At 65.5% G+C, this 21,151-nt stretch carries 20 protein-coding genes and 2 tRNA genes; 9 read left to right on the top strand and 13 right to left on the bottom strand.

The genetic code is table 11. From position 1 onward, the window contains the following. Positions 1 to 63: 63 nt before the first annotated feature. From PV781_RS19130 to PV781_RS19110, 5 genes are all read right to left on the bottom strand, one after another. Complete coding sequence (locus PV781_RS19130; RefSeq protein ID WP_274777226.1) at positions 64 to 2,847, bottom strand: valine--tRNA ligase; 2,784 nt, start codon at positions 2,845 to 2,847, stop codon at positions 64 to 66. Positions 2,848 to 2,970: 123 nt separating this feature from the next. Next, positions 2,971 to 3,579, bottom strand: coding sequence for a DUF2497 domain-containing protein (locus PV781_RS19125; RefSeq protein WP_274777225.1), 609 nt, complete (start codon positions 3,577 to 3,579; stop codon positions 2,971 to 2,973). A 237-nt stretch (positions 3,580 to 3,816) separates the two neighbouring features. Continuing rightward, positions 3,817 to 5,211, bottom strand: coding sequence for a TolC family outer membrane protein (locus PV781_RS19120; RefSeq protein ID WP_274777224.1), 1,395 nt, complete (start codon positions 5,209 to 5,211; stop codon positions 3,817 to 3,819). Positions 5,212 to 5,375: 164 nt separating this feature from the next. Next, on the bottom strand, positions 5,376 to 6,047 hold the full coding sequence (locus PV781_RS19115) for a protein-L-isoaspartate O-methyltransferase family protein (RefSeq protein ID WP_274777223.1): 672 nt from the start codon (positions 6,045 to 6,047) through the stop codon (positions 5,376 to 5,378). A 125-nt stretch (positions 6,048 to 6,172) separates the two neighbouring features. Then, positions 6,173 to 6,736 (bottom strand): hypothetical protein, encoded by a 564-nt coding sequence (locus PV781_RS19110; RefSeq protein ID WP_274777222.1) that lies wholly within the window; start codon positions 6,734 to 6,736, stop codon positions 6,173 to 6,175. A gap of 215 nt (positions 6,737 to 6,951) precedes the next feature. On the opposite strand from PV781_RS19110, the gene PV781_RS19105 reads away from it, so the two are divergent. The 6 genes from PV781_RS19105 (at position 6,952) to purB (ending at position 12,488) form a co-directional block, all read left to right on the top strand. Then, positions 6,952 to 7,025: transfer RNA gene (locus PV781_RS19105), tRNA-Cys, on the top strand. A 178-nt stretch (positions 7,026 to 7,203) separates the two neighbouring features. Further along, positions 7,204 to 9,036 carry an ABC transporter ATP-binding protein gene (locus PV781_RS19100; RefSeq protein ID WP_274777221.1) on the top strand — a complete coding sequence of 611 codons (1,833 nt, stop codon included), beginning with the start codon at positions 7,204 to 7,206 and terminating at the stop codon, positions 9,034 to 9,036. Positions 9,037 to 9,170: 134 nt separating this feature from the next. After that, positions 9,171 to 9,245: transfer RNA gene (locus PV781_RS19095), tRNA-Asn, on the top strand. Positions 9,246 to 9,596: 351 nt separating this feature from the next. After that, complete coding sequence (locus PV781_RS19090; RefSeq protein ID WP_274777220.1) at positions 9,597 to 9,776, top strand: hypothetical protein; 180 nt, start codon at positions 9,597 to 9,599, stop codon at positions 9,774 to 9,776. A 319-nt stretch (positions 9,777 to 10,095) separates the two neighbouring features. Beyond that, complete coding sequence (locus tag PV781_RS19085) at positions 10,096 to 11,061, top strand: hypothetical protein (RefSeq protein WP_274777219.1); 966 nt, start codon at positions 10,096 to 10,098, stop codon at positions 11,059 to 11,061. Positions 11,062 to 11,180: 119 nt separating this feature from the next. Continuing rightward, positions 11,181 to 12,488 carry an adenylosuccinate lyase gene (gene purB / locus PV781_RS19080; RefSeq protein WP_274777218.1) on the top strand — a complete coding sequence of 436 codons (1,308 nt, stop codon included), beginning with the start codon at positions 11,181 to 11,183 and terminating at the stop codon, positions 12,486 to 12,488. Between the two features lie 77 nt (positions 12,489 to 12,565). Here purB and grxD read toward each other — a convergent pair whose 3' ends face one another. The 7 genes from grxD to purC form a co-directional block, all read right to left on the bottom strand. Beyond that, entirely contained in the window at positions 12,566 to 12,904 is a 339-nt protein-coding gene (grxD, locus tag PV781_RS19075; protein WP_274777217.1) for a Grx4 family monothiol glutaredoxin, read from the bottom strand. A gap of 114 nt (positions 12,905 to 13,018) precedes the next feature. Then, positions 13,019 to 13,684, bottom strand: coding sequence for a phosphatase PAP2 family protein (locus PV781_RS19070; protein WP_274777216.1), 666 nt, complete (start codon positions 13,682 to 13,684; stop codon positions 13,019 to 13,021). Between the two features lie 103 nt (positions 13,685 to 13,787). Beyond that, positions 13,788 to 14,021 carry a BolA family protein gene (locus tag PV781_RS19065; protein WP_274777215.1) on the bottom strand — a complete coding sequence of 78 codons (234 nt, stop codon included), beginning with the start codon at positions 14,019 to 14,021 and terminating at the stop codon, positions 13,788 to 13,790. 30 nt (positions 14,022 to 14,051) lie between these two features. After that, a complete protein-coding gene (gene purL / locus PV781_RS19060) occupies positions 14,052 to 16,259 on the bottom strand; it encodes a phosphoribosylformylglycinamidine synthase subunit PurL (RefSeq protein WP_274777302.1) in 2,208 nt (735 codons plus the stop codon). 153 nt (positions 16,260 to 16,412) lie between these two features. Further along, complete coding sequence (purQ, locus tag PV781_RS19055) at positions 16,413 to 17,111, bottom strand: phosphoribosylformylglycinamidine synthase subunit PurQ (RefSeq protein WP_274777214.1); 699 nt, start codon at positions 17,109 to 17,111, stop codon at positions 16,413 to 16,415. A 91-nt stretch (positions 17,112 to 17,202) separates the two neighbouring features. Continuing rightward, positions 17,203 to 17,445, bottom strand: a complete 243-nt coding sequence (gene purS, locus PV781_RS19050; RefSeq protein WP_274777213.1) for a phosphoribosylformylglycinamidine synthase subunit PurS — start codon at positions 17,443 to 17,445, stop codon at positions 17,203 to 17,205. Between the two features lie 124 nt (positions 17,446 to 17,569). Then, positions 17,570 to 18,364, bottom strand: coding sequence for a phosphoribosylaminoimidazolesuccinocarboxamide synthase (gene purC, locus PV781_RS19045; protein WP_274777212.1), 795 nt, complete (start codon positions 18,362 to 18,364; stop codon positions 17,570 to 17,572). Between the two features lie 362 nt (positions 18,365 to 18,726). Between purC and PV781_RS19040 the strand changes: the two genes are divergently transcribed. From PV781_RS19040 to PV781_RS19030, 3 genes are all read left to right on the top strand, one after another. Further along, on the top strand, positions 18,727 to 19,050 hold the full coding sequence (locus tag PV781_RS19040) for a DUF1476 domain-containing protein (protein ID WP_274777211.1): 324 nt from the start codon (positions 18,727 to 18,729) through the stop codon (positions 19,048 to 19,050). 95 nt (positions 19,051 to 19,145) lie between these two features. After that, on the top strand, positions 19,146 to 19,601 hold the full coding sequence (locus PV781_RS19035; protein WP_274777210.1) for an SH3 domain-containing protein: 456 nt from the start codon (positions 19,146 to 19,148) through the stop codon (positions 19,599 to 19,601). Positions 19,602 to 19,712: 111 nt separating this feature from the next. Continuing rightward, positions 19,713 to 20,417: an MgtC/SapB family protein gene (locus PV781_RS19030; protein WP_274777209.1), complete on the top strand. Its 705-nt coding sequence runs from the start codon at positions 19,713 to 19,715 to the stop codon at positions 20,415 to 20,417. A gap of 105 nt (positions 20,418 to 20,522) precedes the next feature. Here PV781_RS19030 and rpsD read toward each other — a convergent pair whose 3' ends face one another. After that, positions 20,523 to 21,140: a 30S ribosomal protein S4 gene (gene rpsD / locus PV781_RS19025; RefSeq protein WP_209098214.1), complete on the bottom strand. Its 618-nt coding sequence runs from the start codon at positions 21,138 to 21,140 to the stop codon at positions 20,523 to 20,525. Positions 21,141 to 21,151: the final 11 nt, after the last annotated feature.

Genomic DNA, 21,151 nt, shown 5'->3' with positions numbered 1-21,151 from the left:
GCGCAAAAAAGGCCGCGGATCGCTCCGCGGCCTTGATTGTGTGGGGTCAGCTTCGGAGGGGTGTCAGCCGTTGGACAATTGCGTGATCGCAGCCTGCACCTTGGCCTTGCGGGCGAGATATTCCTCGCGCTTCTCCCGCTCGGCTTCCACCACCTCTTCGGGCGCGCGGGCCACGAAAGACGCGTTGGAGAGCTTCCCGTCGATGCGGGCCACTTCCTGGTCGAGCTTGCCTTCTTCCTTGCGCAGGCGCGCAAGCTCGGCGGACAGGTCGACGATGCCCGCGAGCGGCAAGGCGGCCACCTCTCCGCGCACCACCATCTGAACTGCCTCTGAGGGCATGGTGTCGGAGACGTTCACCTCGGAGAGGCGCGCAAGGCGCCGCAGCGCGTCTTCCCAGCCCTTGGCACGCGCCTTCGTCTCGTCCGAGGCATTCACCAGCACCAGGGGGATCTGCGCGCCGGCCGGAACATTCATCTCGGCGCGAACGGAGCGGATCTCGGTGACGAGATCCACCACCCAGCCCACTTCTGCCTCCGCGTCGGGCGCCTCAAGGCCGTCGGTATCGGGCCAGGACGCGAGAGCGAGCAGCCCCTCGCGGGCCGGACCATGCTCGCCCGTGCGCGCCCACAGCTCCTCGGTCAGGAAGGGCATGAAGGGGTGCAGCAGCTTCAGGGCCACGTCCAGCACGAAGGCGGTGGCGGCCCGCACCTCGTCCTTGGCGGCACCGTCGGGACCGGAGAGAACCGGCTTCGCCAGCTCCAGATGCCAGTCGCAGAACACGTTCCACAGGAAGCGATAGACCGCGCCCGCCGCATCATTGAAGCGATAGGCCTCGATGGCGGCGGTGACCTCGCTGGTGGCGCGGGCCGCCTCGCCGATGATCCAGCGGGCGAGCGTGCCGTCCACCGCGGCCGGATCGAAGCCCGCCACGCGCTCGCACCCGTTCATCTGGGCAAAGCGCACGGCGTTCCAGAGCTTGGTGGCGAAGTTCCGGTAGCCTTCCACCCGCGAGGTGGCGAGCTTGATGTCGCGCCCCTGGGCCGCCATGGCGGCGAGGGTGAAGCGCAAAGCGTCAGCGCCATACTGGTCGATGAGGTCCAGCGGGTTGATGACGTTGCCCTTCGACTTCGACATCTTGGCGCCCTTCTCGTCGCGGACGAGGGCGTGGATGTAGACGTCGTGGAACGGCACGTCGGGCATGAAGTGGAGGCTGAACATCATCATCCGGGCGACCCAGAAGAAGATGATGTCGAAGCCCGTCACCAGCACGGACGTGGGATAGAACTTTGCCAGCTCAGGCGTCTCATCCGGCCAGCCCATGGTGGAGAAGGGCCAAAGGGCAGACGAGAACCAGGTGTCGAGAACATCCTCGTCGCGGGTCAGGAACTCGGCGCGCTTGTCGGCGTCGTCGATGAGGGCCTGGGCTTCCTCGGGGGTGAGGTTTTCCTTCGCCACATTGTGGGCAATGGCCGCTTCGAAGGCCTGGTCCTCGTCCAGCTCCACGAAGACATTGCCGAAGGGATCATACCAGGCCGGGATCTGGTGGCCCCACCACAATTGCCGCGACACGCACCAGGGCTGGATGTTCTCCAGCCACTCGAAATAGGTCTTCTCCCAATTCTTGGGCACGAAATTGGTGCGCCCCTCCCGGACGGCGGCGAGCGCCGGCTGGGCCAGGGTCTTGGCGTCCACATACCACTGGTCGGTCAGCCAGGGCTCAATCACCACGCCCGAGCGGTCACCATGGGGCACCATGTGCGTGTGGGGCTCGATGGTCTCAAGCAGCTCAAGATTCGTCAGCAACTCAATGATCTGCTTGCGGGCGGCGAAGCGATCCGTCCCCGCCAGCAGGCCGAGGACGCCGCCGAAGTCGGGATCGTCCACATAGGCCTCGCGCCGGGCGAGATAGTCCTCGCGAATCCCCGCGGCATCGATGCGGGCTTCCGCGTCGAGCACGTTGATCATGGGCAGGCGATGCCGGCGCCCGACCTCGAAGTCGTTGAAATCGTGCGCGGGGGTAATCTTCACCGCGCCCGAGCCCTTCTCCGGGTCCGAATACTCGTCCGCCACGATGGGAATGCGCCGGCCCACCAGCGGCAGCACCACATGCTTGCCCACCAGGTCCTTGTAGCGCTCGTCATCGGGGTGAACGGCCACCGCCGTGTCGCCCAGCATGGTCTCGGGGCGGGTGGTGGCGACCACGATGAAACGGCCCGGCTCGCCTTCCACCGGATAGCGCAGGTGCCAGAGATGGCCCTTAACCTCGGTGGGCTGGACTTCCAGGTCGGAAATGGCGGTGAGGAGCTTGGGGTCCCAATTGACCAGCCGCTTGTCCTTGTAGATGAGCCCGGCCCGGTGCAGCTCCACGAACACCTTCAGCACGGCGCGGGAGAGCCCCTCGTCCATGGTGAAGCGCTCGCGCGACCAGTCGCAGGAGGCGCCGAGGCGCTTCAGCTGGTTGACGATGGTGCCGCCCGATTCTTCCTTCCAGGCCCAGACTCGCTCGACGAAGGCGGCGCGGCCCATCTCGCGCCGGCCCGGCTCCTTGCGCTCCATGAGCTGGCGCTCCACCACCATCTGGGTGGCAATGCCAGCATGGTCCATGCCCGGCTGCCAGAGCACATCCTTGCCCCGCATGCGCTCGAACCGCGCCAGCACGTCCTGGAGCGTGTTGTTCAAGGCGTGGCCCATATGCAGCGAGCCGGTGACGTTGGGCGGCGGGATGACGATGGAGAAGCCCGGCGCATCCTTGCGCGCGGGTCGGGAGCAGCGAAATGCCCCGGCCTCTTCCCAGGCCGTGGAGATGCGCGCCTCGACGGCGGCGGGATCGAAGACCTTGTCCAGCATGCGTGTGCTCCCCGGAGGGCTGCGGGCGGCCCTTCAGCTTTGTGTCAGGGGCGCGTTAAAGCCGGACGGCGGCTCCGTCGTCAACGGGCCGCCGTCAAACGCGCTCGGAATAGACTGGAGGGATCAGCGCGCGTTGCGCGAAATCCGCTCGATCTCCTGGCGAACCAGACGCTCCACCAGGTGCGGCAGGTTCTCGTCCAGCCAGGACTTGAGCATGGGGCGCAGGATCTCCTTTACCAGATCCTCGACCGTCCGCTCGTGGGTGGGCAGGACCAGGTCGCCCAGCGACTCGAAGGCGGCGGTCACGGCCGCGTCGACGGCGGGCGAGATCAGGTCCTTGCGGCGGCCGCTGTCCGCGAACGGGCGCGAGGCAACCGGGTCGGCTTCGCTGGAGCGCGGGGTGGCGGCACGGGTCGTCGCCGCATCCCGAGCTTCAGGCCGGCGCGGCGCGGGCTGCGGCTGGGCGGAAGAAGAATAGGAGAAATCGGACATATCTTGTGCCTCGCTCTGCGCCGGAGGGGCTGTCACATCGGCGTCCGCCAACGGCTCGGACGGGGCAGACGCCGCATATGCGTCCTCAGCCTCATGCAGCGCCGAAGGGACGACGGGTGGCTCGGCCACCGAGTCCGCCACCACCGATCGAGGACGCAGCGGCGCCGACGCTGCGGCCTTGCGCGCTATGGAATGGTCGTCGGAAATGATCCGGCGGATAGAGGCCAGGATCTCGTCCATGGACGGCTCTTGAGGCTTCGCGCTTGCGGACATGTCCCAACCCTGACCCATGGCACCCTCGGTCGGCACGCCTTGAGAGGGTGGGCCGTTGGACGCCAAATACTTAACCTTCCTTAACTATGACATTGACTGTCGGGCGCGGAAACCCCTCTCGCGCCGCCATTCACAGACATGCTGAACAGGAAGGCCGACCCGGCGAAGTCCAGCCGCCGGGTCCACAGGCGCTTTAGGCGTGGTTCACTTTCCGTCGGGCGTGCGCAAGCCGAACCAGCTGTCGCGGACCTGATTGTAATGAACCTTGGGATCGTAGACCGGCACCTTGAGCGCAAGGTTCACCGCATCCAGCTTGCCGATCACCGAAATCAGCGTGTAGGCCGCCACCACCCGGTCGCGCTGCGCCTGGACGAGTGCGGACTTGGAGTTGGTCAGGTCGGTCTGCGCGTTCAAAACGTCAGTGGTGGTGCGCTGGCCGACGCGCCATTCTTCGCGGACACCCTCGAGGGCGAGCGTATTGGCCGCCACCTGGGCCTGCGCGGATTCAATCTGCGCCTTGGCCGCCACCAAGGCACCCCAATACTGCACCGCATTGGTACGCACGGCGTCCCGGTTCACGTCCACCTCGATGCGCGTCTGGGTCAGGTTTTCCTTCGCCTGACGCACCGCCGAATATTCCGACCCACCCTGATAGATCGGAACAGTCAGATTGAGCATGACCGAGGCGTTGGACACGCTATCCACGGTGGAGCTCTGGTCGTAGCCCTGGCTGAGCGAACCCTGGACACTGAGCGAGGGCGACAGGGCCGCCTCCGCCATCCTCACCTGGAAGTTCGCCGCATCCACCCCGTATTGCGAAGCCAGGACCGCCGGGTGATCCTTCAATGCCACCGAAATCACCCCGTCGACAGACGGGGGGATCTTCCGCTCGATGGCGGGGCCGGGCGAGGTCAGCTTGCCCGGCTCGACGCCGATCACCTGACGATACTGCGCCTTGTAGGTGCTGAGATTGGAGACCGCCTGGGCCACCGAATATTGCGCGGAAGCAACACGCGCCTCGGCCTGCGCCACGTCGGTGCGGGTCACTTCGCCCACATTGAAGCGGTCGCGGGTCGCCCGCAATTCCTGCTGCAAGGCGGCGAGGTTCTGCTGCTGCAACTCCAGCAGCGCAATTCCTGCGATCACGTTCATATACGCGGTGACCGCGTTCAACAGCACGGTCTGCTCGGTGTTCCGCAGGGTTTCCCGGGAACCCTTCACCTGCGACTCGGCTTTGCGCGTGGTGTTCGCGGTCAGCAGGCCGTTGAAGATGGTCTGGGAGACGGTCAGGCTGTACTGGCGCGGGATAAGCGTCCCGTCATAGACCGCGCCCTGTGTGTTATTGCGCGTATACTGAGTGCCGACCCCGATGCTGCCGGACACGTTCGGCCGATAGCCAGACAGCGCCTGCGGCACATTTTCGTCCACGGCGCGCGTGCCCGCGCGCTGCGAATTCAAGCTGGGATTGTTGATGTATGCCGCTGCAAGCGCCGCATCCAAGGATTGTGCAGACACATTGGAACTGAAGGCAGCAACCGTCACGGCGGTGACTGAGGCCAGCAGATAAATGCGTCGGCTCACTCGTGCCGCAAGCGACATATAAATCTCCCCGAGGGACGCAGACGTACTTTTCATCCCTCTCGCGAGGGAAGCGCACCGGAAGAACATAGACAGGTGCCTCACCCGAGGAAACCGATCGGTTCGATCCGCGTGCGCTTTTCCACCAAGCGCGGCAGATGCGCCACAGGTGGGCCGGACGCGCTTCAGAAGGTGAAGCGCGGAGGAGCCGAAAAGCCAGGCAGCGGCGGGATCGCGGCGTTGAACACAACACGCTCGCTCAGGGCACCACCCACCTTGGTGAAGACGGCTGCCCGCCCTGCCCCGCCATGTCCGACAACACCCACGAGCCGGGCGCCATCCTTGAGCTGAGCCACCAGCGCGGGCGGAACAACCTCGATCGAGCCGTTCAGGAAAATGAGGTCATAGGGGGCTTCCGCAGCCCACCCTGCATTCATGGGCCCCTGCACAGCCGCCACATTGGCGAGACCAAGATCGGTCAAGGTCGCATTGGCGGCGACGACGAAGTCAGCATCGTCATCGAGCGCCACCACCTGTCCGCTCAAGCTGGCGAGCACCGCCGAGGAATAGCCGGTGGCCGGTCCCACATCGAGCACCAGTTCATCGGGCTGCACATCCGCAAGCTGGATCAGCTTGGCGAGCACCATGGGCTCGATGAGATACCGCGCGGGCGTGCCGTCCTTGCCGCTGCGCAGCTGCAGGTCGTCATCGATATAGGCGAGGGACTTCAGGGCCGCCGGGACGAATCGCTCCCGGGGAATGCTCATCATGGCCTCGACGATCCGAAGGTCCGTCACGTCGTTGGTGCGGACCTGTCCGTCGACCATTCCCCGACGCAGTTCGGCAAAATCGATCATCTCAGCCCTCCGACCGTCACCCTGACGGCATGCATCGCCCTGATGAGCCACACCGCATCGGCTTTTGCAAGCGCGAGAAGGGGCCGGCGCCGCGTGCCCTTTCGGCAAGCCGCGCCGGCACGCACTCACTTCTTGCCGAGATCGCCCACGCCGGCGACCATCAACTGGCGGAAGATCACGTGATCCCCCACGCTCAGCTTCTTGAAGCCGTCCTGATCCTCAGGGACCTTCACGTCCATGGAATTGCCGGCCGGGCCGGTGAGGGTCACCGTGCGGGTGTCCGCCACGATGGCGGTGATGGTGGCGGCGAACTCACGCCGGTCGGTGACGATGAAGCCCGGCTTGGCGCCCTTGGGGGCGGTGTCGAGCGTGCGAACTTCGCTGGGGGCCGGAATGCCGTTGGTGGGCGGCACGACGGAGATCTCGGTCGCCACCTCGACGGCAGCGGCGACCGGGTCGCCGACCTTCACCTGGTCGAAATTCTGCATTTCGGGGCCCGGGTTCAGCACCAGCGAATTGCCCTTCGGCCCCACCAGCGTGATCGTGCGGGACTTGGCGTCCACGGCCGAGACCTTGGCGTCAATGACGCTCTTGACCACGAAGCCCACGGCCAGAATCGGATCAGCGGCATAAGCCAGGGTCGGCGCAAGCATGAGAGCACCGGCCAGGAAGAGGTTTCGCAGTTTCATGGGCTGTCTCTCCTCGATTGCCGCCCCACGGGCGGTGCCCCTGCGTAGCCCCAGCTTCGTGACGGTCGCAAGGCGACAGATCAAAAACCCGGCGCCTTGGGGCTTTAGGGACAAAAAGTTTCAACCGCGGCGCCCGCTTGGCGCACCAATCTTGTGGCCGGCGAAGCTGGCCCCTTGCCCCGGCACGCCCAGTGCTTTAAGCAGCCCGCTATTGGGGCCACGTGGCGGAGTGGTTACGCAGCGGACTGCAAATCCGTGCACCCCGGTTCGATTCCGGGCGTGGCCTCCATACGGCCGCCAAATCCTGCGGCCACATGCGATCTGGTGATTTGAGTGCCGCGACGCATCTCTCGACGCCTTTGCGCGCATCGAGCGACGATCCTGGCCCGCACCAAAGCGTGTTGCGAAGGACCGCTGGACCGGCGGATGATTGTGAGGCACCGCCAGGGGCGTGCCCGGAGAAACAGATGATCTCTTCCCTTCTGGATCGCCTGCGCGCGCGCGTCCTCAAAGACGAAAGCATGCGCGTCGTGTATCGCCTGTTCCTGTCGGACGGCACGAAGCACTGGAAGGGCTATGCGATCGCCTTCAGCTTCATGGGGCTGATGGCCGCCGCCACGGGTGGCATGGCCTACCTCATGAAGGGGGCCGTGGACTCCATCTTCGTCAACCCGACCACACAGGCCATCTGGTTCGTCGCCATCGTCATGATGCTCCTGTCCATGACGAAGGGCGTGTCGGCCTATGCCCAGAACGTCGCCATGGCGCGGGTGGGCAACCGCATTGTCGCTGACAACCAGAAGCGGATCTTCGATCGCCTCCTGGGCAAGGAGGTCAGCTATTACGCGCAGCACCACACGGCCGATATCACCATGCGCTTCACCATGGGTGCCGCCTCGGCCCGTGACGCGCTGAACCTCGTCATCACCTCCATCGGCCGCGACTTCCTCTCGCTTATTGCCCTGGCCACCGTGGCGATCGTGCAGGACCCGTTCCTGGCGCTGATTGCCCTCATCGTGATGCCGGCGGCCGTGCTCGGAACCCGAAAGCTCATTCGCAAGGCCAAGCAGATCTTCAAGCGCGAATTCACCAGCGCCGTGAAGCTCAACTCCATCAATATCGAGTTCATCCAGGGCGTTCGGACGGTGAAGGCCTACACGCTTGAGCCGATCATGCGTGAGCGCGTGCACACCTTCATCGACGACGTGGAGCGCGCCTCCAACAACCTGGCGAAGACCCAGGCCAAGTCGAGCCCGCTGATGGAGACGCTCGGCGGCTTCGCCATTGCCGGCGTCATTCTTTATGCCGGCTATAACGTGGTGGTGCTGGGCAAGACGCCGGGCGAGTTCTTCTCCGTGCTGACCGCGCTGCTGCTGGCCTATGAGCCCGCCAAGCGCCTGTCGCGCTTCCATGTTGATCTCGCCGGCATGATGGTCGGCGCCAACATGCTGTTCGAGCTGCTCGATGGCGATTCGCCGGAGAATGAGTCCGCCGACAAGCCCGCTTTGCCCGCCGGCCCCGGCCGCATCACCTTCGAGGATGTGCATTTCGAGTATCGAAAGGGCGAGCCGGTGTTGCGGGGCGTGGACCTCGTCGCCGAGCCCGGCCAGACCACCGCGCTGGTGGGAGCCTCGGGCGGCGGCAAGTCCACGATCATTTCGATGATCGAGCGCTTCTACACACCGACCTCCGGCGCGGTGCGAATCGATGGCCATGACGTGACCGACTACACGCGCACCTCCGTGCGCGCGGCTTCGGCACTGGTGAGCCAGGACGTCTATCTCTTCTCCGGCACCGTCCGCGAGAACATCGCCTTCGGGCGTCCCGGCGCCACCGAGGAAGAGATCGTGGCCGCCGCCAAGGCCGCCAACGCCCATGACTTCATCATGAGCTTCGAAGGCGGCTACGACACGCAAGTGGGCGAGCATGGCGCCCAGCTCTCGGGCGGCCAGCGCCAGCGCATCGCCATCAGCCGTGCATTCCTGAAGAACGCGCCCATCCTGCTGCTGGACGAGGCCACCGCTGCGCTCGACAGCGAGTCGGAATACGAGGTTCAGAAGGCTCTGGTGGCGCTCCAGAGCGCCCGCACCACCATTGTTATCGCCCACCGCCTTCAGACCGTGGTACGCGCCGACAAGATCTGCGTGGTGGAAGGTGGTCGTGTGGTGGAGAGCGGGCGTCACGACGAGCTGATCGCCCGTCGCGGCCGCTACTACACCTTCTACCAGATGCAGTTCGCCCACGAGGCGAACGGCGCCGGACAGGCTGAAAATGCAGAGCCGGCGCTTCTTTCCGCCTAATACCCTGTAACTGAAAGACAATTTACCCTTTTGGCGCAGCGTTACCCACAGGCTTCGCCTTTTTCGACCGCTTAGACACTTCACAAGGACCCAGGCGGTTGCTATATGGCGCGCCTCGCTGACGGAGCGCCTGATCCCCGGTAGCTCAGCGGTAGAGCAACCGGCTGTTAACCGGTTGGTCGCTGGTTCGAATCCGGCCCGGGGAGCCAACACGAGGAGAAAGGTCGTCCACCGACGCCTTTCTGCCTCTCCCGAATATCCTCCAGTGCGCCCCGCGCCTGGAGGATATTTCGTTTCAGGCCCCCTCCACCTCCCCTCGCCCGATTGCGCGAGGTTGCAAGCTTTCGGAAAGGAAGCGGTCGCATCATGCGCGTCTGATTGCGCGAGACGCAGTCAGGCTCGTCCATCGTCGAAGAGGCGCCCCACCGGAAGGAACAGATACGGTCGCCACGCGATGTGATGGGAGGCCCTTCATCCGGCGGAGAGGCGATGCCATGGCTCTTCAAATGCACCTTCCCCTTCCGCGCCCGATTCCCCTGCAGGGTCGGGAAGAGGCTGTGGTGACCCTGGACGACGCCGTCCATTTCCTGTGTACCGCAGCGGGCCGGGTCAAGTCCGCCAGCCGCATCGAGCGGGCCACCGCGGCGGTCATGCATGCGGCCATCACCCATGCCCCGGAAGATCTGGAGCGGGCGGCCAAGCGCCTTAAGAAGATCGCCAAGCGCTGCCCCCAGGCCTGAAACATCGGGCGCCAGACGTTCTCCCATTCCCACCCTGGTGGCGCCCTGTGCTTGGCGCACCGCCGCATGGCCCATGAATATCGACAGGCGCATGGCTGGCGGGCGGGATACGCGCGAGCAGGCGTTGCATGACGGCGGGCGCGCGGGCAAAACTGGGTTCATTCTCCCACCTCCGGCCCGGTGGCCCGCCTTGCCTGCCCCCGGCCGTCCCACCATCCACAGGCGCGCCCAGAAGCGGGACGAGCGCCTCCACCGGACCGGTAGCGCGGGGCGCATGCAGTGCCCCAGTCTCCGCCGCCGGCTGCCAAGGCCTTCCGTCATGCCCTCCCCCGCGCTTTCGCTCCTGCTGCATCCGCTGGCCTTCATCGGCCGGCTGGGCGCGCGCGCGGTCGCGGGGAGCGTGTTCGTGGGTCTGGCGTTGCCGGGATTGGCGGCACTGGCGAAGCCCCTCTTGCTGGCGAGCATTTTCGTCCTTCTCGCCCTTTCGTTTCTGCGCACGGATGCCGCAGGCGCGCGCGGCACACAGCGCACATCCCTGCTCATTGCCGCGCTGATCTGGATCATGGGCATCCTGCCTGCGGCGTTCGGCTATCTGGTCAGCCACATCTTCCCCCCGCAGGACAACGGCCTGATGCTGGCGCTGGTGATGCAGGCGGCCGCGCCGCCGATCATGTCGACGCCGGCCTTCGCGGCGCTGCTTGGCATCGATGCCACGATCAGCCTGGCGGTGATGGTCCTGTGCATGATCGTCACGCCGTTGACAGCGCCTGTGGTGGTGGGCGCCTTCACCGACGGCGCGCTGGCCATCGATAGCGTGGCCCTGGCCATCCGGCTGGCCCTGGTGCTGGCTGGAACGGGCTTGGTGGGCTTTGGCCTGCGCTGGTGGCTTGGTCCGCCCAGGATCGCCCGGATGCGGGACCCACTGGACGGGGTTAACGTGCTCCTCCTGCTGGTCATCGCCTTGGGGCTGATGGACGGCGTCACCACCCGCTTCCTCGCCGATCCCTGGCTCGTCCTTGGGATGGCGGGGCTGACCTGCCTGGTCTCCGCCGGAGCCATTCTGAGCACCTTTGTGCTGTTTCGCTGGGCGGGGCGGGGACAGAATCTGATGCTCGGCTTCGCCGCCGGCCATCGCAACATGTCGCTTATGATCGCCGCCACGGGCGCGGTGCTGCCCGAAAGCACCTGGCTTTACATCGCCGTCGCCCAGTTCCCGATCTACCTCCTCCCCCTCCTTCTGCGGCCGCTGGCGCGTCGCCTGTCTGCCCCCGCAACGCACGGCTGAGCGCTGCGCATGCATTCCACGCCGGGGACCGATGCCCGCGTGCCCTGTCTTTGCCGCCCGTCATCTGGTAGAGCGCTCCAAAGAACAGCAAACCGCACGAAACCTGGACGAACGCAGCGATGATCCCCCGCTACAGCCGCGCCGAAATGGCCGACATCTGGTCTCCCGAGAGCCGCTTCCGCATCTGGTTCGAGATCGAGGCCCATGCGGCCGATGCCATGGCGGAACTGGGCATCGTTCCCAAGGAGGCCGCCGCCCGCGTCTGGGAGATGGGCAAGGACGCTCAGTTCGACGTGGCGCGCATCGACGAGATCGAGCGCGAGGTGAAGCATGACGTCATCGCTTTCCTCACCCACCTGTCCGAGATCGTCGGCCCCGAGGCGCGCTTCGTGCACCAGGGCATGACCTCATCCGACGTGCTGGACACCTGCCTTGCGGTGCAGCTCGCGCGCGCCTCCGACCTGCTGATCGCCGACGTGGACAAGGTGCTGGCCGCCCTGGAGCGCCGCGCCTTCGAGCATAAGCTGACCCCAACCGTCGGTCGCTCTCACGGCATTCATGCCGAGCCCACCACTTTTGGCATCAAGCTGGCCATCGCCCACGCGGAATTCCAGCGCGCCCGCGCACGCTTGGTGGCCGCCAAGGCGGAAGTTGCCACCTGCGCCATTTCCGGCGCGGTCGGTACCTTCGCCCATGTGGATCCCCGCGTGGAGGAGCATGTGGCTGCCAAGATGGGGCTGACGGTGGAGACCGTCTCCACCCAGGTTATCCCGCGCGACCGGCATGCCATGTTCTTCGCAGTGCTTGGTGTTGTGGCCTCCTCGGTGGAGCGCCTGGCAACCGAGATCCGCCACCTCCAGCGCACCGAGGTGCTGGAAGCGGAGGAATATTTCTCCGAGGGCCAGAAGGGCTCCTCGGCCATGCCGCACAAGCGCAATCCGGTGCTGACCGAGAATCTCACGGGCCTCGCCCGCATGGTGCGCGCCTATGTGACCCCGGCGCTGGAGAATGTGGCGCTCTGGCACGAGCGGGACATCTCCCACTCTTCCGTGGAACGCATGATCGGCCCGGACTCCACGGTGACACTGGACTTCGCCCTCAACCGCCTGGCGGGCGTGGTGGACAAGCTCGTGGTCCACACCGACAACATGCAGAAGAACATGGACAAGCTGGGCGGGCTCATCCACTCCCAGCGCGTGCTCCTGGCGCTGACCCAGAAGGGGGCCAGCCGCGAGGACAGCTATCGCTTGGTCCAGCGCAACGCCATGCGTGTGTGGCGCGGCGAGGGCGACTTCCGCACCTTCTTGCTGAACGATCCCGAGGTGCGGCGCTTCCTGAGCGAAGACGACATCAACGAGAAGTTCGACCTCGGCTACCACCTCAAGCACGCCGACACGATCTTCAAGCGCGTGTTCGGCCACGCCTGACGCCCAACGCGTAGTCAAAACAAAACGGGGCGCCCCAGCGGGCGCCCCGTTCGCGTTTCAAGCGTGCCTGGCGCGGATCAGCCGATGGCGCGATCCTGCAAGGCGACGCCCTTTTCCTCGAACATGGGGATCAGCTCGCCGCTCTGGAACATCTCGCGCAGGATGTCGCAGCCGCCGACGAACTCGCCCTTCACGAAGATCTGGGGGATGGTCGGCCAGTTCGTATAGTCCTTGATGCCCTGGCGCAGCTCGTCCGAGTCGAGGACGTTGTAGCCTTTGAACGGCACGCCGATGTGGTTCAGGATCTGCACCACCTGGCCGGAAAAGCCGCACATAGGGAATTGCGGCGTGCCCTTCATGAACACCACCACGTCGTTGCCCTTGACCTCACGGTCGATGAATTCGCGAATGCTCATGACTTCAATCCAAATGTCAGAGTGGCAGTGCCATCAAATGTGAAAGATCGGTCGCCGCCGCCCCATGCGCAAGACGGGCGGAGCGATTTATTACTCCCCCTCCCGCCAGCAAAATCAATCCGCCTTCCGTCCATCCAGTCCCGCAATCCGCGAAGCGACCAACGCAACCGCTCCGCCCAGAAAGGCGCCGGCGACGATGTCGGAAAAGAAGTGATAGTCCTGCGCCCACAAGGCGAGCGCTTCCAGCAGCACCAGGATGAGGCAGGCAAGGCGCCATTTGGGATAGGCGATGGCCGGCACGGCGAGAAAGGACATGGCGGCAACTGTATGCCCCGAGGGGAAGGAGCCCCAGCCCCAGCCGCCATGGAACCAGAAGAAGCCATAGACGCCGTCCTGGATGAAGGACGGATTGTTGTTCACGAAGGTCTCAGGCCAGGTGCGGCTGAAGACGATCTTCAGCTGGTTGGCGATGGCTGAAGCGCTCACGATCGACAGGCTTGCGGTGAAGGCCGTGAGCGGCAAGCGCGGGAGCTCTCCCCGGAAGACACGGGCGAGCCCGAGGACCACCAACATTGCCGAAGCCAGTTGCGTCAGGTGCTCGGGATAGGTCTGGAAGGCACGGACCAGCTCGTGCCGGCCGACGACATCATAGGCGAAGCGGCTGAGCGGACGATCCACGAACGCCACGCCGAAGACGACCAGCCCCGCGCACACCAGCCCCGCGCCAATCCAGACGGCGGGTCGCGACACCAGGTCTGTGGATTTTTCCAGTTCTGCCACGGCCAAGCCCCCGTTTAGGTTGGCCGGTAGCACGGTGGCAGGCAAAAAAGAAGGAGCGCTGCTCACGCAACGCTCCTTCGCCTTTCAATCCGATGAGCCCCGATCAGGCCGGCGCAGAGGTCTTCAGCGCCAGAGCGTGGAGCACCCCGCCCATATTGCCCTGGAGCGCGGCATAGACCATCTGGTGCTGCTGCACCCGGCTCTTGCCGCGGAAGGCCTCCGAGACAATGGTCGCGGCATAATGGTCGCCGTCCCCCGCCAGGTCCTCAATGGTCACCTGGGCATCCGGCAAGGCGGACTTGATGAGCTGCTCGATGTCGGCCGGAGCCATGGGCATGGTGCGATCCTGTCGGTTGGGCGGGGTCGCTCAGGCGCTGGCGCCCATATAGATGGGCAGCCAGGTCTCGTGACGATCCCGCAGCGTCTCCACGAATATCTGGCGCTCGCCCGGCAGGATCAAGCGGTCGCCGCCGGTCTTGCCGATCTTCAGCAGCGGAACGCCCGCGGCCTCGGCGCGACGCACCAAGTCGGGGCCCTCTCCTGCCGCGGCCACGATCACGTAGCGCGCCTGATCCTCGCCGAACCAGAAGGCGTGGGCAGGGATGTTGCCGGGCTTGTCCAGTGACGCGCCCATCTCGCCGGCCATGGCCATCTCGGCAATGGCCACCAGGAGGCCGCCATCCGACACATCGTGCACCGCGGTGACCATTTCATCGCGGATGGCCTGGCGCACGAAGTCGCCATTGCGCTTCTCGGCCACCAGATCCACCGGAGGCGGTGCGCCCTCTTCGCGGCCATGGACGATGTCCAGGAAGACGGAAGCCCCAAGCCAGCCTTCGGTCTTGCCGACCACATAGATCGCCTCGCCGGCATTCTTGAAGGCCAGCGTCATGGTCTTGGCGAGATCGGGAATGAGGCCCACGCCGCCAATGGTGGGGGTAGGCAGAATGGCCCGGCCGTTGGTCTCGTTATAAAGGCTGACATTGCCGGACACGACCGGGAAGTCGAGCGCCTCGCAGGCCGCGCCGATGCCTTTCACGCAACCGACGAACTGGCCCATGATGTCGGGCTTCTCGGGATTGCCGAAATTCAGATTGTCGGTCACCGCGATAGGATCGGCGCCCACGGCGGTCAGGTTGCGCCACGCCTCCGCCACCGCCTGCTTGCCGCCCTCGAAGGGATCGGCCTCGCAGTAACGGGGTGTCACGTCGGTGGTGAGCGCAAGGCCCTTGGGACCGTCCTCCACCCGCACCACGGCCGCGTCGCCGCCGGGCTTTTCCACGGTGTTGCCGAGGATCAGGTGGTCATATTGTTCCCAGATCCAGCGCTTGGAGCACAGGTCCGGCGAGCCGATGAGCTGTTCGATGGCATCCGCCAGCGGCACCGTATCCGGCACCTGGTCCGGCTTGATGACCGGGCGCGGGGTGGGCTCGGCGTGCGGCCGGTAATATTCCGGCGCCTCGTCGCCCAGCTCCTTGATGGGCAGGTCCGCTTCCACGATGCCCTTGTGCTTCACGACGAAGCGCAGCGTATCGGTGGTGTGGCCGATGATGGCAAAGTCCAGGCCCCACTTGCGGAAGATGGCCTCGGCCTCAGCCTCGCGGCCGGGCGCCAGAACCATGAGCATGCGCTCCTGGCTCTCGGAGAGCATCATCTCATAGGCAGTCATGCCCGTTTCGCGGCACGGCACCGCGTCGAGGTCCAGCTCCACGCCGAGGTCGCCCTTGGCGCCCATCTCCACGGCGGAACAGGTGAGGCCCGCGGCGCCCATGTCCTGGATCGCCACCACGCAGCCGGCCTTCATGATTTCCAGGCAGGCTTCCAGCAGCAGCTTTTCCGCGAAGGGATCACCCACCTGCACGGTCGGGCGCTTTTCCTCGGCATCGGCGCCGAATTCGGCGGAGGCCATGGTGGCGCCATGGATGCCGTCGCGGCCCGTCTTGGAGCCCAGATACACGATGGCGCGGCCGACACCGCTCGCCGCCGCATAGAAAATCTCGTCGGTCTTGGCGAGGCCCACCGCCATGGCATTGACGAGGATGTTGCCGTTATAGCGATCGGAAAAGCCCACCGCGCCGCCCACGGTGGGCACGCCGAAGGAATTGCCGTAGCCGCCAATGCCCGCCACCACGCCGGCGATCAGGTGCCGGGTGCGGGGGTGGTGGCAGTCGCCGAAGCGCAGGGCATTGAGCGCCGCGATGGGCCGCGCCCCCATGGTGAAGACGTCGCGCAGGATGCCACCGACCCCGGTCGCCGCGCCCTGGTAGGGCTCGATGAAGGAGGGGTGGTTGTGGCTCTCCATCTTGAAGACCACCGCCTGCCCGTCGCCAATATCCACCACGCCGGCATTCTCGCCCGGCCCCTGGATCACGCGCGGTCCCTTGGTGGGCAGCGTGCGCAGCCAGACCTTCGAGGACTTGTAGGAGCAGTGCTCATTCCACATGGCCGAGACGATGCCGAGCTCGGTAAGGCTCGGCTCGCGTCCGATCAGCTCCACGAAGCGCTGATATTCGTCCGGTTTGAGGCCATGCTCGGCCACCAGCTCCGGCGTGATCTTCGGTGTGTTCGGGATCAGGTTCACTTTGGTCCGTTCCAATCCGATGGCGCGCGCCCGCCTGCACCTGGGGGGCGGAGCGGCGCCGGGGCCTCAAGGCCCGTCCAGCGCATGATGCCCGCCCTCCGTCGCAACCTTCTCAAGGAGACTGGCCGCCCCTGGCGGCCGCACCCCTCAGGCGGCCTTGAGCGAGGCCGCGATGCTCTCGAACAGGCCGGCGCCGTCGGTGGGGCCGATCTGTTCCTCGATATAGTTTTCCGGATGCGGCATCATGCCCAGCACGTTGTGCTTCTCGGAATAGATGCCGGCAATGCCGTTGATGGCGCCATTGGGGCCATCCTGCTCGTCGATGCGGCCATCGTGGCGGGCATAGCGGAAGGCCACGCGGCCTTCGTGCTCCAGCTCGCGGATGGTGTCCTCGTCGGCAGTGTAGTTGCCCTCGCCATGGGCCACGGGCACGCGGATGAGCTCGCCCCGGCGATAGGAGGTGGTGAAGGCCGTGTCGGCCCGCTCCACGCGCAACAGCACCTCGCGGCACACGAAGCGCAGCTTGGCATTGCGCACCAGGACGCCCGGCAGGATGCCGGCCTCGCACAGGATCTGGAAGCCGTTGCAGATGCCAAGCACCAGCCCGCCGCGCTCCGCATGAGCGCGGACGGCTTTCATGATGTTGGCGCGCGCGGCAATGGCCCCGCAGCGCAGATAGTCGCCATAGGAGAAGCCGCCCGGCAGGACCACCAGATCGGTGCCCGGGGGCAGTTCATGCTCGGCGTGCCACACCACGTCCACGCGGGAGGCGGACACGAGCTTCAGGGCCCGCGCCACGTCGCGCTCACGATTGGTGCCGGGAAAGAGGATGACGGCTGATCTCATGGGTGTCGATGCGTAAGGGTCAGAGCCTGTCGCGACAAGGAGAATGAGCCACGCCCGGCTTGCGCCTGGAGGCATTCCCGCCAGCGCGGATTTAGTCGGCGAACTCGACCCGGTAGGTCTCGATCACCGTGTTGGCGAGGAGCTTGTCGCAGGCTTCCTTGAGCACGCCCTCGGCGTCCGCCTTGTTGTTGCCAGCCAGCTCCACGTCGAAAACCTTGCCCTGGCGGACACTCTGCACCCCGGCGACGCCCAGGGAGCGCAGCGCGCCCTCGATGGCCTTGCCCTGGGGATCGAGAACCGCGGACTTGAGCGTGACGATGACGCGCGCCTTCATGAAGAACCACTCTTTGCAAGTCTTAAGTTGCAAGCCAGAAGCGAAATCGGACGGGACCGGACATGCCGGACCCATCCGAAACCTTCCGCGTTTTCCGGCCGCCGGAGATCCGGCGGCGCGGACCTCACTTGACGAGGATGGGGCCCTTGCCCTGGTTCGGCTCGTTCTCGGACAGGATGCCAAGACGCCGCGCCACTTCGGAATAGGCCTCCACCAGCCCGCCCATGTCCCGGCGGAACCGGTCCTTGTCGAGCTTGTCGGCGGACTTGATGTCCCACAGGCGGCAGGAATCCGGGCTGATCTCGTCGGCGACGACGATCCGCATCATGTCGTTTTCCCACAGGCGGCCGCATTCCATCTTGAAGTCCACAAGACGGATGCCCACGCCCAGGAACAGGCCGGTCAGGAAATCGTTGACGCGGATCGCCAGAGCGATGATGTCGTCGATTTCCTGGGTGTTGGCCCAGCCGAACGCGGTGATGTGCTCTTCCGACACCAGCGGGTCGTTGAGCGCGTCGTTCTTGTAGTAGAATTCGATGATGGAGCGGGGGAGCGCGGTGCCCTCCTCGATTCCGAGGCGGGTGGACAGGGATCCTGCCGCCACATTGCGCACCACGATCTCAAGGGGGATGATCTCCACCTCTCGGATGAGCTGCTCCCGCATGTTCAGGCGGCGGATGAAGTGCGTGGGCACCCCAATGTCGTTCAGCCGCGAGAAGATATATTCCGAGATGCGGTTGTTGAGCACGCCCTTGCCGTCGATGACATCGTGCTTCTTGTTGTTGAAGGCGGTCGCATCATCCTTGAAATGCTGGATGAGGGTTCCCGGCTCGGGGCCTTCATAGAGGACCTTCGCCTTGCCTTCGTAGATTCGGCGGCGGCGGCTCATGGGTGTGTACCGTCGATTGAGGAAATCCATGGGTTTGCCAAGGCTCCGTTCGGGTGACGCTCCTCGGCGGGGCGTTGTCGTGCCTGTTTTGCAGCGCACGGAACACCCGGTGGGACACTAGCCCATCGGCGCCCCGGTTACAACGCGCACTCTCTTGAACCGGAAGCAGGGCCGCCATGCTCCTGCAACGCAGGTCGCGCTCCCTCGGCGCCCGCAGCTGCTCTCCGCCTGCGGCAGAAGGCGGAGACTTTTCCGGCTGCGGCGTCAGAATGTGACAGCGCTCCCTCCGTTGATCTAGGGGAAGCGCACCTATATTCAAGGGCACGACCCGCAAGGCGCCCGCCGCGCCACGCGGTCCGACACCCCAACGACACGCCACTGTGAGGGCAGCCATGACCACGTTCGACAAGCGGGAAGAAGGGTTTGAAGCGGCCTACGCCCTCGACGAGACGATCCGCTTCCGGGCGCTCGCTCGCCGCAACAAGATGCTGGGCCTCTGGGCCGCCGAGAAGCTCGGCCTGACCGAGGATGAGGCGCAGGCCTATGCCAAGGAAGTGGTCGTGGCCGACTTGGCGGAGCAGGGCGACGAGGATGTGTTCCGCAAGCTACGGGGCGACTTCGATGCCAAGGGCGTCGAGGTGTCCGACCACCAGATCCGCCGCAACATGGACGAATTGCTGGCCCAAGCCATCCAGGTGATCCGCGCGGAAGGCTGAGCGGCGATTCGCCTTCTCAGCCCGGTCCGGCGCATCATGCAAGCCCCGGGCAGGCTTGATCGGGCCTTGCTGGCCCGGTTCCGGAGCTGAGGTCCATGGCGAATCCTTCCCGCATTCTTGCAGCAGGTGCACTGCTGCTTCTGTCATCAGGCGGCGCTTTCGCCGCCTCTGCCGTGGCGCTGAGCGGCGTCAATGTCCGCTCGGGCCCCGGCACCAATTACGGCGTGATCGGCACCTTGCCTCGCGGCGTAACCGTGGAAGTGCTGGGCTGCACGCCCGCCTGGTGCTCCATCGGCTGGGGGCGCCCCGCCTTTGTATCGGCATCCTATCTGGGCTTTGACGGGCCGCCGCCTTACGCGGCGGGACCGCCCGTCGTGGTGCAGGCGGTACCCGCCCCACCCGTGGCCGCGCCCATCATCGTCGCCCCGCCGGTCGCGCCGCTGGTCTATGCCCCGCCACCGCCGGTGCAATTCTATCCCCCGCCCCCGCGCTTCTATGGCCCACCGCCCGCACCCGGCCCCTATTTCGGCGTCGGCGTCTGGTCCTGGTAGCCCCCTGCGCACGATCACAGAGGTGCGCTGTCAAAAGAGGTGAGATTTTCCTCGCAAGCTCATGATTCTACGTCATGATCATGCGAGTGGCGATCTCACTTGGTGTGGCCGATGCTCCTCGCGACCGATTGGACGGACATAGCGCTTCGCCTGGGCTGCACCTTCGTGGCCGGCGCCTTGGTGGGACTGGACCGGGAATCGCGGGAACGGGCCGCCGGCCTTCGCACCAATATCCTGGTCTCCCTCGCGGCCTGCATTGCCATGCTGAGCGCGGCCCTGCTGGTGCCAATGAGCGGAAAGCAGCCCACCTCCTTCATCCAACTGGACGTGATGCGCTTGCCGCTCGGCATCCTCACCGGCATGGGCTTCATCGGCGCCGGGGCCATCATCCGGCGCGCCGACGGCCTGGTGCTCGGAGTGACCACCGCGGCGACGCTCTGGTACGTCACCGTCATGGGGCTGTGCTTCGGCGCAGGCCAGTTCGTGCTGGGGGGCGCAGCGCTAGTGCTGGCGCTTGCCACCCTTTGGGGCATGAAGTTTTTCGAGGCGCGCATGCGGCACCAGAAGGAAGGGCGGCTGCTTCTGCGCCTGTCACCATCCTCGCCGGGCGAAACTTGGCTGAAGGGGGCGCTGCTGGAGGCGGGGCTCCAGGTGCGGCGGATCTCCGCCAGCATCGAACCTGCGACCGGGCTGCGCGAATATCGCTTCGAGCTGTGGTGCCCACCCCAGACCCCAATGATCGCCCCTGACTTCGTTCGTCTGTTCGCTGAGACGGACGGCGTCGAGCGGGTCGAGTGGGAAATCGGCAATCATTAGAAGCCGGACGCATCCGCGCGCGCTTTGCATTCGGCTGCCCCCGCGGGCACAAAAAAGCCCGCCGGAGGGCGGGCTTTTTCGGTCAGCCGGCAAAGCCGGGAGACATCAACGGGAGTAGAACTCGACCACGAGGTTCGGTTCCATCTGGACCGGATAGGGCACCTCGTTCAGCTCGGGCACGCGCACGAAGGTCACGGCCAGCTTGTTGGCGTCCAGTTCCAGGTAATCGGGAATGTCACGCTCGGCGAGCTGCTGGGCCTCGAGCACGATGGCCAGCTGCTTGGAAGCGTCCTTCACCTCGATCACGTCCCCGACCTTGACCTGGTAGGAGGGGATGTTCACGCGGCGGCCGTTCACCTTGACGTGGCCGTGGCTCACGAACTGGCGGGCGGCAAACACGGTGGGGACGAACTTGGCGCGATAGACCACCGCATCGAGGCGACGCTCGAGCAGGCCGATCAGGTTGGCGCCGGTATCACCCTTCATGCGGCCAGCTTCCACGTAGATGGCGTGGAACTGCTTCTCGCCGATGGAGCCGTAATAGCCCTTCAGCTTCTGCTTGGCACGCAGCTGAACGCCGAAGTCGGACAGCTTGCCCTTGCGGCGCTGGCCGTGCTGGCCGGGGCCGTACTCGCGGCGGTTGACGGGGCTCTTCGGGCGGCCCCAGATATTCTCACCCATACGGCGGTCAAGCTTGTGCTTCGCCGCAATGCGCTTGCTCATGTAACGCGGAT

Source organism: Aquabacter sediminis, from assembly GCF_028863665.1.
Classification (GTDB): domain Bacteria; phylum Pseudomonadota; class Alphaproteobacteria; order Rhizobiales; family Xanthobacteraceae; genus L1I39.
The sequence above is the reverse complement of the archived record's forward strand: the minus strand, read 5'-3'. Positions and strand labels throughout refer to the sequence as shown.